14 protein-coding genes are annotated in these 15470 nt (G+C 73.9%); 6 read left to right on the top strand and 8 right to left on the bottom strand.

All coding sequences use genetic code 11. From position 1 onward, the window contains the following. Positions 1 to 215 precede the first annotated feature (215 nt). Positions 216 to 1250, top strand: a complete 1035-nt coding sequence (locus PV796_RS32265) for an NUDIX hydrolase (protein ID WP_274917184.1) — start codon at positions 216 to 218, stop codon at positions 1248 to 1250. Positions 1251 to 2067: 817 nt separating this feature from the next. Here the strand turns inward: PV796_RS32265 and PV796_RS32270 are convergent. Next, positions 2068 to 3429: a dipeptidase gene (locus PV796_RS32270; RefSeq protein ID WP_274917185.1), complete on the bottom strand. Its 1362-nt coding sequence runs from the start codon at positions 3427 to 3429 to the stop codon at positions 2068 to 2070. A gap of 180 nt (positions 3430 to 3609) precedes the next feature. Between PV796_RS32270 and PV796_RS32275 the strand changes: the two genes are divergently transcribed. The 3 genes from PV796_RS32275 (at position 3610) to PV796_RS32285 (ending at position 6927) form a co-directional block, all read left to right on the top strand. Then, positions 3610 to 4893, top strand: a complete 1284-nt coding sequence (locus PV796_RS32275; protein WP_274917186.1) for a geranylgeranyl reductase family protein — start codon at positions 3610 to 3612, stop codon at positions 4891 to 4893. Between the two features lie 115 nt (positions 4894 to 5008). Next, positions 5009 to 6265, top strand: a complete 1257-nt coding sequence (locus tag PV796_RS32280) for a sensor histidine kinase (RefSeq protein WP_274917187.1) — start codon at positions 5009 to 5011, stop codon at positions 6263 to 6265. Continuing rightward, positions 6262 to 6927 (top strand): response regulator transcription factor, encoded by a 666-nt coding sequence (locus PV796_RS32285; protein ID WP_274917189.1) that lies wholly within the window; start codon positions 6262 to 6264, stop codon positions 6925 to 6927. Before PV796_RS32280 ends, PV796_RS32285 begins: the two co-directional genes overlap by 4 nt. A 493-nt stretch (positions 6928 to 7420) precedes the next feature. Here the strand turns inward: PV796_RS32285 and PV796_RS32290 are convergent, their stop codons facing one another. Both PV796_RS32290 and PV796_RS32295 read right to left on the bottom strand, forming a co-directional pair. Continuing rightward, positions 7421 to 8170, bottom strand: coding sequence for a maleylpyruvate isomerase family mycothiol-dependent enzyme (locus PV796_RS32290; protein ID WP_274917190.1), 750 nt, complete (start codon positions 8168 to 8170; stop codon positions 7421 to 7423). Between the two features lie 161 nt (positions 8171 to 8331). After that, positions 8332 to 9708, bottom strand: a complete 1377-nt coding sequence (locus PV796_RS32295) for an MFS transporter (RefSeq protein ID WP_446750642.1) — start codon at positions 9706 to 9708, stop codon at positions 8332 to 8334. Positions 9709 to 9725: 17 nt separating this feature from the next. Here PV796_RS32295 and PV796_RS32300 point away from each other — a divergent pair, with 17 nt between their 5' ends. Then, entirely contained in the window at positions 9726 to 10937 is a 1212-nt protein-coding gene (locus PV796_RS32300) for an ROK family protein (RefSeq protein WP_274917194.1), read from the top strand. Positions 10938 to 11582: 645 nt separating this feature from the next. Here the strand turns inward: PV796_RS32300 and PV796_RS32305 are convergent. Genes PV796_RS32305 through PV796_RS32315 form a run of 3 tightly spaced genes read right to left on the bottom strand, consistent with a single transcriptional unit; the run spans position 11583 to position 13812 of the window. Next, entirely contained in the window at positions 11583 to 12560 is a 978-nt protein-coding gene (locus tag PV796_RS32305; protein WP_274917196.1) for a phosphotriesterase family protein, read from the bottom strand. After that, positions 12557 to 13144: a DUF4865 family protein gene (locus tag PV796_RS32310; protein WP_274917197.1), complete on the bottom strand. Its 588-nt coding sequence runs from the start codon at positions 13142 to 13144 to the stop codon at positions 12557 to 12559. The genes PV796_RS32305 and PV796_RS32310 overlap by 4 nt, the downstream gene beginning before the upstream one ends. A 23-nt stretch (positions 13145 to 13167) precedes the next feature. Continuing rightward, entirely contained in the window at positions 13168 to 13812 is a 645-nt protein-coding gene (locus PV796_RS32315) for a TetR/AcrR family transcriptional regulator (protein WP_274917199.1), read from the bottom strand. 250 nt (positions 13813 to 14062) lie between these two features. On the opposite strand from PV796_RS32315, the gene PV796_RS32320 reads away from it, so the two are divergent. After that, positions 14063 to 14392, top strand: a complete 330-nt coding sequence (locus tag PV796_RS32320; protein WP_274917200.1) for an SHOCT domain-containing protein — start codon at positions 14063 to 14065, stop codon at positions 14390 to 14392. A gap of 12 nt (positions 14393 to 14404) precedes the next feature. Here the strand turns inward: PV796_RS32320 and PV796_RS32325 are convergent, their stop codons facing one another. Both PV796_RS32325 and PV796_RS32330 read right to left on the bottom strand, forming a co-directional pair. Further along, positions 14405 to 14905 carry an ATP-binding protein gene (locus PV796_RS32325; protein WP_274917201.1) on the bottom strand — a complete coding sequence of 167 codons (501 nt, stop codon included), beginning with the start codon at positions 14903 to 14905 and terminating at the stop codon, positions 14405 to 14407. A 175-nt stretch (positions 14906 to 15080) separates the two neighbouring features. Then, positions 15081 to 15368: a hypothetical protein gene (locus PV796_RS32330; protein WP_274917202.1), complete on the bottom strand. Its 288-nt coding sequence runs from the start codon at positions 15366 to 15368 to the stop codon at positions 15081 to 15083. Between the last annotated feature and the right edge of the window lie 102 nt (positions 15369 to 15470).

The raw sequence follows: 15470 nt of genomic DNA on the forward strand, positions 1-15470 counted from the left end.
GGTCGGACGCGGTGCGCGGGTGGGGGTTTCGGTGCTGGAGGGGCGGGGGAGCGCTTGTTTGCCGGGGCTTCGCGGCGGGGGAGACGAACGGGTGTCCTCGTGCGGTGTGTTCCTCCAGCGGTGTTCCCGGCCCCGCGCGCGGCCCGTGGTCCCGAGCGTTTCCGTGGCAGGGTGTTGCGGGCAACTCAACCTGGGTCTAGGGAAGAGGGGAAACCGTGATCGTCTGGCTGAACGGCACGTTCGGTGCGGGCAAGACCACTGCGGCTCATGAACTGCTCGACCTGCTTCCCGGAAGCACGCTCTACGACCCCGAACTCCTCGGCAGCGGACTGCGGTTGATGCTGCCGGCCAAGCGGTTCGAGCAGGTCGACGACTACCAGGACCTGCCGTCCTGGCGGCGGCTGGTCGTGGACACCGCGGCCGCGCTGCTCACCGAGGTGCCGGGCCCGTTGGTCACGCCGATGACGCTGCTGCGCCAGGAGTACCGCGACGAGATCTTCGGCGCCCTCGCCGCCCGCCGGATACCCGTCGTCCACGTTCTCCTCCATGCGGAGGAAACGATCCTGCGCGAGCGGATAGCGCACCGTGAGGAGATTGCCGACGACCCGGAGGGCAACGCCGCCGTCCGTCGCCGGGGCCTGGCGCACCTCGGGCCCTACGCGCAGGCCCTGAACTGGCTCAAGAACGACGCCCACGTCGTGGACACCACGGCGCTGACGCCGCGTCAGACCGCCGAGCGGGTCGCCGAGGCCGTCCGCACCGGCGCCGGCGCCTGCGGGATCGTGCAGACGCCCGAGCCCACCGCGGAGACCCTCGCCGCCGGGGTGCTGCTCTTCGACGACCAGGACCGCGTACTGCTCGTCGACCCCACGTACAAGCCCGGCTGGGAGTTCCCCGGCGGCATCGTGGAACCCGGCGAAGCCCCCGCCCGCGCCGGCATCCGCGAGGTCGCCGAGGAACTCGGCATCCAACTCCCGTGCGCCCCGCGCCTGCTGGTCCTGGACTGGGAGGCCCCCAAGCCCCCCGGCTTCGGCGGCCTCCGCCTCCTCTTCGACGGCGGCACGCTCACCGACGACCGCATCCAGGAACTCCGCCTCCCCGGCGCCGAACTCCGCGACTGGCGCTTCGTCACGGAATCCGAGGCCGAATCGATGCTGCCACCGGTCCGCCTGAATCGCCTCCGCTGGGCACTACGGGCGCGTGAACGGGGTTGCCCTTTGCACCTTGAGGCCGGCGTTCCCGTGGAGTGAGCCCCGTGGGCCTGCGGCCGGCTGTTCCCCACGTTGTTGGCTTGGCTTCCCACGTTGTTGGCTTTCCCGCCGTGGGCCTGCGGCCGGCTGTTCCCCACGTTGTTGGCTGTCCCGCCGCGCGGGTTGCTGTTCTTAGCGCCTTGCGGTGCCGCTGCGCGGGGCGGGGGCGAGTTGTGTTGTCCGCTGCGCGGGGCTTTTGGGGTGCGGTGACGGGCCTGCGGGGCGGGCATGCCAGACTGCTTCGCTTTACGTCTGGCACACCCGCCCCTCCGGCCCGTCCCCTCCCGTTGGGGGTGGGTGAAAACGGTGGGTGCCACGTTCTGCCGGTGGGTCAACTCGGGCCGTTGGGTTGGGTGGTGGCCGTCAGATGACGGGTACGTGTGAGCCTGCGTGGTGACCGTAAGAGGACAGGTGGCCCAAGCAACCGGGCGGTGACTGTCAGCGGACCACAGTGGCCAGCCCCATCTCAGAGAATTCCACCCACCCAACGGGAGGGGACGGGTCGGAGGGGGTGGTATGCCAGACGTAAAGCGAAGCAGTCTGGCATGCCGCCCCCGGAGGCCCGTCACCGCAACCCAACAGCCCCGCGCAGCGGACCGGCCCGCCGCAGGCGCCACGGCGGGACAGCCGACAACGTGGGCGAGGCCCCGCGCAGCGGAGCCGCAGGCGCCACGGCGGGACAGCCGACAACGTGGGCAGCAAGCCAAGCGCAGCGGACCGGCAGCGGACCGGCAACCCGTGCGGCGGGAAAGCCAACCACGTGGGAAGCCAAGCCAACCACGTGGGGAACAGTCGGCCGCAGCCGACTGCGTGGGGATCAACCCCGCTCGGCGGCCAGCTTCCGCAGGAACATCGCCTCGGCCAACGACAGGCGGCGCAGCTCCTCCGGAGACACGCTCTCGTTCACCGCGTGGATCTGGGCCTCCGGCTCGCTGAGGCCGATCAGGAGGATCTCCGCGTCGGGGTAGAGCCCCGCGAGGGTGTTGCAGAGGGGGATGGAGCCGCCCAGGCCGGAGGTCTGCATCTCCTGGCCGTCGTACGCCTCGCGCAGCGCCTCCGCCATGGAGGCGTACGCGGGGCTGGTGGTGTCGGCGCGGAACGGCTGGCCCTGGCCGACCTGTTCGACGGTGACGCGGGCGCCCCAGGGGGTGGCCTCTTCCAGGTGCGCCTTCAGGAACTTGGTGGCCTCGGCGGCGTCCGTGCCCGGGGGCACCCGCAGGCTCACCAGGGCGCGGGCCGAGGCGTGGACGGACGGGGTGGCGCCGACCACCGGCGGGCAGTCGATGCCGAGCACCGTCACCGCCGGGCGGACCCAGAGCCGGTCAGCGACCGCGCCGGTGCCGATCAGCTCGACGCCGTCGAGGACCTTGGCGTCCTTGCGGAAGTCGGCCTCGGGGTAGGCGAGTCCCTCCCAGGTGGCGTCCGCGGCCAGGCCGCGCACCGTGGTCGAGCCGTCCTCGGCGCGCAGCGAGTCCAGGGTGCGGATCAGCGCGGCCAGCGCGTCCGGGGCGGCGCCGCCGAACTGGCCGGAGTGCAGATTGCCCTCCAGGGTGTCCACCTGGACCTGCACCATCGTCATGCCGCGCAGCGTCGCGGTCACCGTGGGCAGCCCGGGGCGGAAGTTGCCGGAGTCGCCGATGATGATGGCGTCGGCGGTCAGGAGTTCGGGGTGCGCCTCGGCGTACCGCTCCAGGCCGCCGGTGCCCTGCTCCTCCGAACCCTCCACGATCACCTTGACGTTGACCGGGACGCCGCCGTGCTCCTTGAGCGCCCGCAGCGCCGTCAGGTGCATGATCACGCCGCCCTTGCAGTCGGCGGTGCCGCGCCCGTACCAGCGGCCGTTGCGCTCGGTCAGCTCGAAGGGCGGGGAGACCCAGGCGGCCTCGTCCAGCGGGGGCTGCACGTCGTAGTGGGCGTAGAGCAGCACGGTCGGTGCGCCGGCCGGGCCGGGGAGGTAGCCGTAGACGGACTGGGTGCCGTCGGGGGTGTCCAGCAGTGCGACGTCCTCGAAGCCCTCGGCCCGCAGCGCGTCCACGATCCAGCGGGCCGCGCCCTCGCTCTCGCTCTTGGGGAACTGGGCGAAGTCCGCGACCGACTTGAAGGCCACCAACTCGGCGAGTTCGGCCCTCGCCCGCGGTTGCAGGGCGGCGACGGTCTGGGCGAGCGGGCTGTCAGACATGAAAACGCTCCTTGTGGGCGCGGTATCGGATACGTGGGCCACGTCCGGCGGGGTGGGCCGGGCGGGCCCGGGCGTACGGATGTGCGTGCCCCCGATCTTCCCACAGGCAGTCCGTGCGGACGCGGCCCGTAGGATGCGGCGGTACGCGCAGCCAGGCATCGGACGGGAGCGGAAGCACAGGTGAGCAGCGAGCAGGCGGCCGAGGGCAACCAGCAGGTGTGGGACGTCGTGGTGGTGGGCGGAGGGCCCGCGGGCGCCTCGGCGGCGCACGCCGCGGCGTGTACGGGACGCCGGGTGCTGCTCCTGGAGAAGGCCGAACTCCCCCGTTACAAGACCTGTGGCGGCGGCATCATCGGCCCGTCCCGGGACTCCCTCCCGCCCGGGTTCCAACTGCCGCTGCGCGACCGGGTGCACGCGGTGACGTTCTCGTTCAACGGCAAGCTGGCCCGCACCCGGCGCTCCAAGCACATGCTCTTCGGGTTGATCAACCGCCCCGAGTTCGACGCCGCGCTGGTGGAGTCGGCCAAGGAAGCCGGCGCCCGGGTCCGGACCGGTGTCACCGTCTCGCGGGTCGAGCAGCACGGCGCCAACGTCCCGGACCGGCGGACCGTCGCGGTGGTGCTCGGGGACGGCGAGGTGGTGCTGGCCCGGGCGGTGGTCGGCGCGGACGGCAGCGCGAGTCGGATAGGCGCGCACGTCGGCGTGAAGGTCGACCAGGTCGACCTGGGGTTGGAGGCCGAGATCCCGGTGCCGGAGACGGTCGCCGAGGACTGGGCGGGGCGGGTGCTCATCGACTGGGGCCCGATGCCGGGCAGTTACGGCTGGGTCTTCCCCAAGGGCGACACCCTCACCGTCGGCGTGATCTCGGCCCGCGGCGAGGGCGCGGCCACCAAGCGCTATCTGGAGGACTTCATCGGCCGGCTCGGCCTGGCCGGGTTCGAGCCGAAGATCTCCTCCGGGCATCTGACCCGTTGCCGCGCGGATGACTCCCCGCTGTCCCGCGGCCGGGTGCTGGTCTGCGGCGACGCGGCCGGCCTGTTGGAGCCGTGGACCCGGGAGGGCATCTCGTTCGCGCTGCGCTCGGGGCGGCAGGCGGGCGAGTGGGCGGTGCGGATCGCCGAGGCGCACGACGCGGTGGACGCCCGCCGCCAGGCGCTGAACTACGCCTTCGCCATCAAGGCCGGGTTGGGCGTGGAGATGGGTGTCGGGCGCCGGATGCTGGCGCTGTTCGAGCGCAGCCCGGGGATGTTCCACGCCGCGCTGACCGGATTCCGGCCCGTCTGGCGGGCGTTCGCGAGGATCACCCAGGGGACCACGACACTCGGCGAACTGGTCCGCACCCACCCGTTCGCCCGGCGTGCGCTGGACGTCATCGACCGCGCGGAGACGCCCGCGGGCACCGCGCCCGCCGACGGCCGCCCGGACGAGGCCGGCGAGGTGGAGCCGGTGGCCGAGCGGGGGTGAACGAAGGGGAGCGGCCGGGACGACCGGCCGCGCGGCGGCTACTCCCCGGGGAGTAGCCGCGGACCCCTCACCGGGCGGACGCCGCCCGGGCCCGCCGCCGTCTAGCGTGTCCACCATGGACAACGCACGGCCGCCGTGGGCGCGGCGCCGCCCCGATGGGCCGCAGGCGTGGTGGCCGCCGGAGCCGGGACCGCAGGCCGGCGGCCGGCTGCCCTGGCGCTCGACGCTGCTGGTGCTGGTGCTGGTCACCGTCGGCACCAACGCCGCCGCCCACGGGCAGCACGGACGCGTCCCGCTCGACGCCCTCGGCCATGCGCTGCTCGTCGCCGGAGCGGTACTGCTGCTCTTCCGGCACCGCCATCCACGGGCCACGGCCCTGGGCACCGCCGCCTGCTGCGCCGTCTACTTCGCCGCCGGCTACCCCTACGGGCCGGTCTTCGTCACCCTCGCCCTCGGCGCCTACGCGGCGATCGTCGCCGGCCACCGGGTGGTCGCCTGGTGCGCGGTGGGCGGAGTGTGGCTGGCCCACCTGTTGGTCGCGCACTGGCTCTACCGCTGGCTGCCCCCGCACCTCGGGCCCGCGCCCTGGGGGCAGGAACTCGTCGTCACCGCCTGGGTGATGGCCGTCCTGGCGGCCTCCGAACTCGCCCGGGTCCGCCGCGAACAACTGGCCCGGATGCGGGCGGAACGGGCCGCCGCCGAGCGCCGCCGCGCCGACGAGGAGCGGCTGCGGATCGCCCGGGAACTGCACGACGTGCTCGCGCACAGCATCTCCGTCATCAACGTCCAGGCCGGCGTCGGGCTGGCGCTGTTGGACTCCGACCCGCAGCAGGCGCGAACGGCCCTGACCACCATCAAGGCCGCGAGCAAGGAGGCGCTCGGCGAGGTCCGGCAGGTCCTCGACACCCTGCGCGCCCCCGGCGACGCCCCGCGCGCCCCCGCCCCCGGCCTGGACCGGTTGCCCGAACTCGCCGAGCAGGCCCAACGCGCCGGCCTCGCCGTGGACATCGCCACCGAGGGCACCCGCGCGCGCCTGTCGCCCGGCGCCGACCTCGCCGCCTTCCGCATCGTCCAGGAGGCGCTCACCAACATCGTCAGGCACTCGGGCTCGCGCACCGCCCGGGTCCTCCTCCGCTACGTCCCCGGCGCCTTGGAGATCCGGGTCGACGACGCGGGACCGGCCACCGCCGGCGCCGGCGAACTGGTCGGCGGCGGCAACGGATTGGCCGGCATGCGGGAGCGGGCCGCGGCGCTGGGCGGCACCATCGAGGCGGGTCCGCGGCCGGACGGCGGCTTCCGGGTCCGCGCGCGCCTGCCGCTCACCACCGCGGCCCGCACCTCCGAGTCCCGCACCCCCGAGGAGGAGTCGTGATCCGGGTACTGCTCGCCGACGACCAACTCCTGGTCCGGGCCGGTTTCAAGGCGTTGTTGGACGCCCAGCCCGACATCGAGGTGGTCGGCGAGGCGGCCGACGGCCAGGAGGCGCTCACCGCCGTACGGGCGCGCCGCCCGGACGCCGTCCTGATGGACATCCGGATGCCGCTGCTCGACGGCCTGGCCGCCACCCGGAAGATCACCGAGGACCCCGCGCTGGCGGACGTCAAGGTCGTCATGCTGACCACCTTCGAACTCGATGCGTACGTCTTCGAGGCGATCCGCTCCGGGGCCTCCGGCTTCCTGGTCAAGGACACCGAACCGGAGGAACTGCTGCGGGCGGTGCGCGCGGTGGTGGCCGGCGACGCGCTGCTCTCGCCGGGCGTGACCCGCCGCCTGATCGCCGAGTTCGCCGCCCGCTCCAAGACCCCGGCGCCGACCGCCGAACTCGCCGTCCTCACCGACCGGGAACGCGAGGTCATGGCCCTGGTCGGCCTCGGCCTCTCCAACGAGGAGATCGCCCGCCGCCTGGTGGTGAGCCCCCTCACCGCCAAAACCCACGTCAGCCGCACGATGGTCAAACTGGGCGCCCGAGACCGCGCCCAACTGGTGGTGCTGGCCTACGAGTCGGGGTTGGTGCGGCCGGGGTGGCTGGGGTGAGGGTGCGGCCTGCCGTGCGCCGATGATCGCGGGCCGGCGGCGGGATCGCCGTCCGCTCGGCGCCTGTCCGCTCGGGGTCTGTCCGTTTGGCGCTTGTCCGTTTGGGCCGTGCCGCCGGGTCCTTGCCGCCCGTCGCCGACTGCTGGGTCGTCGGCCGGCCGGCACCGGGGCGGCGTGCGGTGGCCGTTCGGTGCCGGCAGTCCAACCCGCGAACGGAAGGTTCCGGTCCGGGGACGAGACCGCGAACGGTCGGGTCCCGTCCCCGCCCGGATGCCGAGCCACCGGCCGGCGGGCCCAGCCGAGCCCGCGGGCCCAGCCGCTTGGCGAGCCCGCGGACGGTCGGTGTCCGGTCGGACGGTCGATCCCCTGAACGGACAGGTGAACGCCCAGGTCTCGATGGGGTGTTGAGCCAGGGCACGGTCGGCGGCCGCCCGGAGGGGCGCCGAGCCGGCGGGCCGCTGTCGCCCCGGCCGGCTGGTCGGGGCGCGGTCGGTCAGATACCGCCGCGCCCCCGCCACAGGGTCGATACGGAAGCGTCGCCGGAGATCGTCAGGCCGTCCCAGGGGAGGCGGTTCCACAGCGTCAAATAGAGCTCCTCGGCGCGGCCCTCGACGGTGCAGTCGGGCTTGGACTCCTCGTCCGTCGGCGTGGACACCGTGCGCGGCGGTGCGTCGGGCGTGAGGTGGACCGTCCAGTCGGCGCCGGGGGTGTCCCTGGCGCGCAGGCGCAGGGTCAGGGGTGCGTTCGGGCGCAGGCGGCTCCGGTCGCCGGAGTGGAATCGGGTCAGGAGCTCGTCGATGCCGTCCGCCGCGAAGCGCGCCGGCAGCGGAGTCAGCGGGACGCCGGCGGCCAACTGGGCGTCGGCGCGGTGCACCGACGTCTCGTGGGCCTGGCGGCGCGCCCAGAAGGCGAGCGGGGACCGGGTCGGGAAGAACGTCCACGTCCGCAGATCGGCCGGGGCGGAGTGGAGGGCCAGCACGAGCTGGTGGTGGCCCTCGCGCAGCCAGGGGACCAGCTCGTCGTCGGTCACGTCCGGGGCTTCGGGGAAGCTGCCCGGCGTCTCCTGCGGCTCGGTCACGAATCTCGTCGCCCAGCGGTGGACCCGCCCCGTGTGCAGCACCAGATCCCGCATGCGCCAGTCGGGACAGGTCGGGACCGGGGCATCGGGGCCGGCCTCGTCGGCGGCGTCCGCGAGCAGCCCACCGTCCAGGCGCAGGGTTTCGACGAACTCAGTGATCTCCATGCGTCCGAGTGTGCCAGCCGCCACTGACAGCCGACGTCGCCGGGGCATCGCCGCCGGCCCCGCGCACGGCGCCGCCGGAACCCGTCAACACCCCGCCGACCAGCGACGCTACCCCTCGGTGCAGCCCACCAAGCAGCGCCACAAGGGAACTTGACTCCCCCTCATTTTCCCCGTGAGGGGGACGTTCCCCGAGAGGGAGGGGCGTCGACGGCCTCGTCCGCACTGTTGTGGTGCGCCCCGCGCGTCAGGTGCGCGATCAGCGCCGCCACCGCGGCCAGCAGCGCGACCGTGGTCAGCGCGACCGGCAGACTCCACAACTCGGTGAGGAAGCCGATGGCGGGCGGGCCCAGCAGCATGCCGCCGTACCCGATCGTGGAGGCCATCGCGACCCCGCCCGCGCCGCCGGCCGCCCCGGCCCGCGCGAGGGCGATCGGGAAGATGTTGGCCAGCCCCAGACCGGCGACCGCGAACCCGGCGCAGGCGGCCCACGCGGTCGGCGCGAGCGCCCCGAGCAGCATCCCGACCGCCGCCGTGCCGCCGCCCCCGACCAGGGCCCGCACGGGCCCCAGGCGCTCGATGAGCGCGGTCCCGGAGAGCCGCCCGATCGTCATCGCCAGCGCGAACACCGCGTAGCCGGCGGCCGCGAGACCCGGCGAGGCGGCCAGGTCCTGGGAGAGGTGCAGGGCGCCCCAGTCGGCCATCGCGCCCTCGCCGTACGCCGTGCACAGCGCGATCACGCCGAAGACGAGGACGAGGGGGAGGTAACGGGAGCCGGGATGCGGGCGGTCCCTCCCCCCGGGGCGGTGGCTCGGCGCGCTGTCCGGGGTGGCGGACGGCTGCTGCCCGCGCCCGGGCTCCGGTACGTGCCCGCGTCGTAGCGCCGTGCCGGCGGCGGCCGTCACCAACAGGCCGCAGACCGCCAGCGCCGAGAGGTGTGCGGTGGGGGAGAGGTGCCCGGCGACCAGTCCGCCGAGGCCGGCGCCGAGCATGCCGCCCAGGCTGAAGGCGGCGTGGAAGCTGGACATCACCGGGCGGCGCAGGGCCGCGATCAGGTCGACGGCGGCGCTGTTCATGGCGACGTTGAGGGACCCGTAGGCGGCGCCGAAGACCAGGAGCACCAGGCCCAGCGCGGTGGCCGAATGGGCCAGTGGGGGCAGCAGGATGCTCAGGCCGAGTGCGGTGCCGGAGACGACCGTCACGACGTGGTTGCCGAAGCGCCGGCACAGCCGCCCGGTGAGCATCATGAACGCCACCGCCCCGGCGGAGACGCCGAGCAGCGCCAGTCCCAGGGCGCCCGCGCCGGCGCCGGTCTGCGCCTTGATCGCGGGGATCCGGACGACCCAACCCGCGAAGAGGAAGCCGTCCATGGCGAAGAACGCGGTGATCGCGGCGCGCCGGCGGGCCAGCGGGTCACCGGGCGCGCCCGAAGCCGCGGCCGTCGTTCCGATATGCGCCCCCATTGGGGGATTTGAGGATCGAGGGGAGAGAGGGGGCCGATGGCGGGTGAAGACCGTCCGTATTTTGTTTAGCGTCGGCACAAAGCCAGAATAGAGGCGTGACCCAGACTCGGACAACCAGGCTGGAGCGGGGCCGCGGCGCCCTCGGACCCGCACTGGAGCTCGTACACACCGGACGCGCACCCACCCGTGCCGTCCTGACCTCCGAACTCGGCGTGACCCGGGCGACCGCGGGCGCGGTGGCCGCCGAGCTCGAAGCGCTCGGCCTGATCACCGTCGACTCCCGGCCGCACGCCTCCGCCGGCTCCCAGGGGCGACCCTCGCACCGGTTGTCCATCAACGAGGACGGCCCGGTCGTGCTCGCCGCGCAGATCCACGCCGACGGCTACCGCGCGGCCCTGGTCGGCCTCGGCGGCCGGATCGTCGCCACCACGCCCAGCTGCGGCATCATCCCCGCGGACCCCGCCCACGTCCTCGCCGAGGTCGTCGAGGCCGGCGCCGCCCTGCTCCGCGAGACCGGGCGCCGCTGCCTGGGTGCGGGCCTCGCGGTGCCCTCCGCGGTCGCCGAACCGGACGGCGAGGCGCTCAACCCCCTCCACCTCGCCTGGCCTTCGGGCGCCCCGGTGCGCGAACTGTTCCTGCGCGCGCTGGCCGCCGCGGAGATCCCCGGCGTCACCGAGAAGATCGGCTTCACCGGCAACGACGTCAACCTCGGCGCGCTCGCCGAACACCGGCACGGGGCCGGCCGCGGCGCTCGCCACCTGCTGTGCGTGGCCTCCGGCCACCGGGGCGTCGGCGGCGCGCTGGTCCTCGACGGCCGCCTGCACAGCGGCAGTTCGGGCCTCGCCCTGGAGGTCGGCCACCTCACCGTCAACCCCGAGGGCGCGCCCTGCCACTGCGGCAGCCGCGGCTGCCTGGACGTCGAGGCCGACCCGCTCGCCTTCCTCGTGGCCGCCGGCCGCGAACCGGGCCCGGAGGTCTCCCTCCTGCACCAGGCCGTCGAACTCCTCCGCACCGAACTCGCCGACCCCGGCGTCCGCACCGCCGCCGACCTGCTCATCGACCGCCTCGGCCTGGGCCTCGCCGGCCTCGTCAACATCCTCAACCCGGACCGCATCATCCTCGGCGGCCTCCACCGCGCCCTCCTGGAGGCCGACCCCGAACGCCTACGAGCGGTCGTCGCGGACCGCAGCCTGTGGGGACGCAGCGGCGGGGTCCCCATCCTCTCTTGCAGCCTGGACCACAACAGTTTGGTGGGCGCGGCGGAACTGGCGTGGCAGCCGATTCTTGACGATCCGTTGGTGCTGTGACGCCGGTCCGCTGCGCTTGGCTTGCTGCCCACGTTGGTGGCTTTCCCGCCGTGGGCCTGCGGCCGGCTGCTGCCCACGTTTTTGGCTGTCCCGCCGTGGCGCCTGCGGCGCGGGGCCGGTCCGCTGCGCGGGGCTGTTGGGTTGCGGTGACGGGCCTCCGGGGGCGGTGTGCCAGACTGCTTCGCTTTACGTCTGGCACACCGCCCCCTCCGGCCCGTCCCCTCCCGTTGAGGGGTGGATTTCTCTAGTCGGGGGCTGGTCATTGTGGTCCAGTGACCGTCACTGCCTAGTTGCTTGGGTCACCCTGTCCTCTTACGGTCACCACTCAACCCAGCGGCCCGAGTTGGCCCACCGGGCGGATGTGGCATCCACCGTTTTCACCCACCCCCAACGGGAGGGGACGGGCCGGAGGGGTGGGTGTGCAGGACGTAAAGCGAAGCAGTCCTGCACACCCACCCCGGAGGGCCGTCACCGCACCCCGACAGCCCCGCGCAGCGGACAACAATCCACCCGCCCCGCCGCGCAGCGGACCGGCGCCGCAAGGCGCAAAACAGCAACCCGCGCGGCGGGAAAGCCAACCACGTGGGGAACAGCCGGCCGCCGGCCCACGGCGGGAAGGCCGACAACGTGGGAACCAACCAGGCGTCAGCCGACAACGCGTAGGCCAAACGCCATCCCAGCGTTGGCGACCAACATCTGTCGGACCAACGCCTCGCCCACCGCGAACCCAAGTCGTCGGCTAAACCTGCGTAGCAGATTCGGCATGCCGGGCCCGCCGTTCACCGAGCGTGCGGCGGCCGTCGTGGTGTCGCCGCCGAGGAGGATGCGGTCGGCGAACCCCGCGTCGCATAGTGCCGTCACCGCTTCCGGTAGGCGCCAGTCCGTGGCGTGGTGAGCGCGCGACGGCCCGTCGAAGGCGAGGTAGGCGCCGGTCTTGGCGGCCATCCGGTGGACCGTGAGGTCGGGCGAGCGGTTGAGGTGGCCGAGGATCACCCGGTCCGGCGGGACCGCCAACTCGCCGCAGAGCAGGTCGAGGACGTCCAGTGCCCCGGTGCCGAGCTCCAGGTGGACGCCGATGGCCGCGCCGGTCTCCCGGTGGGCCTCGGCGGCGGCCGTCATGGTGCGCCGGGCGTGCCGGTCCAGCCCGTGGAAGCCGCCGGCCACCTTGATCAGGCCGGCCCGGGGGCGGTCCGCGTCGGCCCCGGCGTCGCCGTCGGCCCGGCCGCCGCGGCCCACGCTCCCGATCCCCTCGGTGAGTTCCGCGACGAAGAGCGCGGCCAGGTCTGTCGGGAGGTTCGCCAGGACCTCCGGGGCGTAGTGCGCCTCCTGATGGAGGCCGGTCGCGGCCACGATCGTCACGCCCGACTCGCGGGCCAGCCGCGGCAGTTCGGCGGCGCGCCGGCCCATGCCGTACGGCGTCCACTGGACCACCGCCGCCCCGCCGGCGTCCCGGAAGGCCCGTAGCTCGGCGGCGGCCGCGTCGGCGTCGGCCAGTTCCTGGCCCGGCAGTTGGGGGCTGGTGAGGAACAGGTGGTCGTGTGCGTCGCAGACGCCGAGCTGCTCGGGGGCGAGGTCGCCGAGCACGGTGCGGATGACGGGCGTGGCGGCGGCAGACGGGCTCACCGTTGCCGCCCGGTGCCCAACAGCTCGGTGCCCGGGGCGGACAGGTGCAGCACCCGGTAGCGCTCCCCGTCCGCGGACTCGGGGGTGGGGGAGGCCCACAGCGTGAAGTGGACCAGTTCCCAGTGCCGGGGATCGAGGCCGAGGGCCGTGGAGTGGACGCCGTCCGTATGCGCCAACTCCTCGTGCGCCGCCGTGGCGTTCTCGATGGCGGTGGTCGGGTCGGCGTCCTCCGGGAGGAGTTCGGCGCGCCGGGTGTAGGCGGCGGGGGCGTGTCCGGCGGCGGGGCCAAAACGGTGGTACAGGCCCTGCCAGTTGTGGACCGCGGGGCGCCCGAAGTCGTCGGACAGGGCGCGGAACCCCGCGCCGGTCAGGAAGCGGGTCATCGCCTCCTGGTCGACCCAGAGGTAGAAGGGCGCGTACTGGTTGACCGGCGAGCCGTCGGTGCCGCGTTCGCGGACGCCGTACGCCTTGAGGCCGAGGCCCGGGAGGGTGTCCAGCAACGGGCCCTTGGTGGTGACCCGTTGGCGGATGATCCCCATGTCGTAGTCGGCGGGCAGGGTGATGCGGTACTGCATGGCGTGCATGGCGACTCCGGGAGGGCGTGCGGTCAGGGGGCGTCGGGCGCGGCGGGGCGGTCCGGCGTGCGCTGGGCGGCCAGCAGCGCCAGCAGGCCGTGCACGGCCGCGTCGAACGGCGCGGTGTCCTCGGCCGCCCGGGCCAGGACGTAGCCGCCCTGGACGACGGCGGCCACGCTCGCCGCGGTGGCGGTCGGATCGAGGTCGGCGGACAGCTCGCCGCGCCGCCGGCCCTCGGCGAGGACCTCGGCGATCCGGCGCCGGAGCCAGCCGAACATCTCGTCCAACGGGGCCCGTAGTTCGGGGTCCTGGACCACGTCGCGGTCCTGCGTCATCCGTCCGATCGGGCAGCCGCGCAGCACCCGCCGCTCCCGCAGCAGATACGCCTCGACCCGGTCGTACGCGGTGCCGGGGCCGGCGAAGATCTCCTCGGCCGCCGCCGTCATGTCCTCGGCGGTGCGCCGGATCGCCGCCAGCGCGAGGTCGGACTTGCCGGCGAAGTGGTGGTACATGCTGCCCTGGCCCACCCCGGCTTGCTGGAGGATCGCCTTGGGGCTGGTGCCCACGTAGCCGCGCTCCCACAGGAGTTCCTGGGTGCTGGCGACGAGCCGTTCCCTGGTGCTGGCCGGGGGTGCCTGCGACTCGGCCGCCGCCCCGCTCTGCGCGCTGTTGCTCATGCCTTGACTGTACATACCAGTAGTTACAGAGATCAAGGAGATGTCCCCGCGTCCCTGGGGTCGTACGCCCCCAGGGCCTTCCCCTCCCGGCCCCTACGCCCCCCGTCGTACCCCCACTGTCGCCGCCCGTACGGCGACGCGTGGACCTCCGGGGGCGAGTCTCGAAGACGTCCCCGGAGGGGCCGGCCGATCCGCGGGCGGTGCGCATCCGGGGCGTCCCGTCGAGGAGTTGACTTCCGTGAATGCAGCCATGAGCACGTCCGCGAACGCGCTGGCACAGCACTGGTCCGGCGGTGGGCCGGGGCCCTGGATCCTGTTCGTCCCGCTGGTCTGGGCGGCCGCCGCCTTCGGGGTGGTGACGCTGCTGCGCCGCGCCGGGTGGCGGCGTGGCGGTCCCGGGCGGGCCTTCCGCGGCCCGTGGTCGGGGGCCCGGCCCGCGGGCGGTGGGGACGCGCCCACGCCGATCGCCGTCCTCGGGCGCCGGTTCGCCGCCGGCGAGATCGACGAGGAGGAGTACTGGCGGCGGTTGTCCGTCCTGGAGGAGCACTTCGGCGCCAACCCCAGGGGGAAGGCCGCCTGACGGGCGGGGGCTTCAGCCGACCTGCGCGCTCCGGGTGCGGGGCCGGGGGTCGGTGGCCGGCTCCGTCAACGGCGCGGCGTCCCACCCGGCGTGCCGTTGACGGGCCTCCGCGGGGGCGGTGGTGAGGGCGGGGAGGGTGAACCACACGATCTTCCCCGGGTCGCGTGGGCGCACCCCCCAGCTCTCGCTGAGGGCCGCGATCAGTGCCAGCCCGCGGCCGGAGGTCTCCCAACCGCCGGCCGTCCGCAGCCGCGGCAGCCGGGGGTCGAGGTCGTGCACCGAAACCGTCAACTGGTCGAGCAGCACGCACAGTTCGACCGTGCACTGCTTGCTCGGACGGGCGTGCCGGTGGACGTTGGCGAGGAGTTCGGTCACCCCGAGTGCGGCCGGGTCGATCAGGGCGTCGAGCTGCCAGTAGCGCAGCTGCGCGGTGACGATCCTGCGCACGTGCCCGATGCGGGCCGGAAGGGCCTGGAGCTCCACCGTGCAGTGTCTGCTGGGCTGCCTGATCACGACCGCGACTCCCTGATGAGGTCGGGCGCCCCTCGTACCGGGGAGGGGCGAAGATCGGAACCAGCGATGCCGGCTGCACCACAGCGTCACCGCTGTTGAACCCTCGGTGATACTCGTCCAGGGTCATGCAGGCGGTGCACCGCCGCAACCGCACCGCCTCAGCCGCGGGCGGCGTTCACGCGCGTGGCTGACGTGCTGCTTCCACGGCCTTCAGGAAGCGGTCCCGGGTGCCCAACGTCAGCGAGTAGCGGTTGCCGTTGAGGGTGGCGAGCGCCCGGTCGCGGGCCGCGAAGAGCGGCTTGTGCGCCTCCACGGCGCCCAGTGGCGCGCTGTCGATTTCCGTTCCGTAGCTGGTCAGAAGGGCCAGCCGGCCCCCGCTGATGCGGATCTGTCCGGCCCTGGTCAAGGATCGCAACGCCCGCTCGATCCGCACGCCGGTCGCGTTGTACTCCTGGTCCGCCATCTTCACCACTCCCCGATGCCGTGGGCGGTACCGTCCGCCGCCCCCCTGAGGGAATTTTGCCGACATCGCTCGCGGTACACCAGTGCCGTACGGGGCGCAGAG

The organism is Streptomyces sp. WZ-12 (assembly GCF_028898845.1).
Classification (GTDB): Bacteria; Actinomycetota; Actinomycetes; order Streptomycetales; family Streptomycetaceae; genus Streptomyces.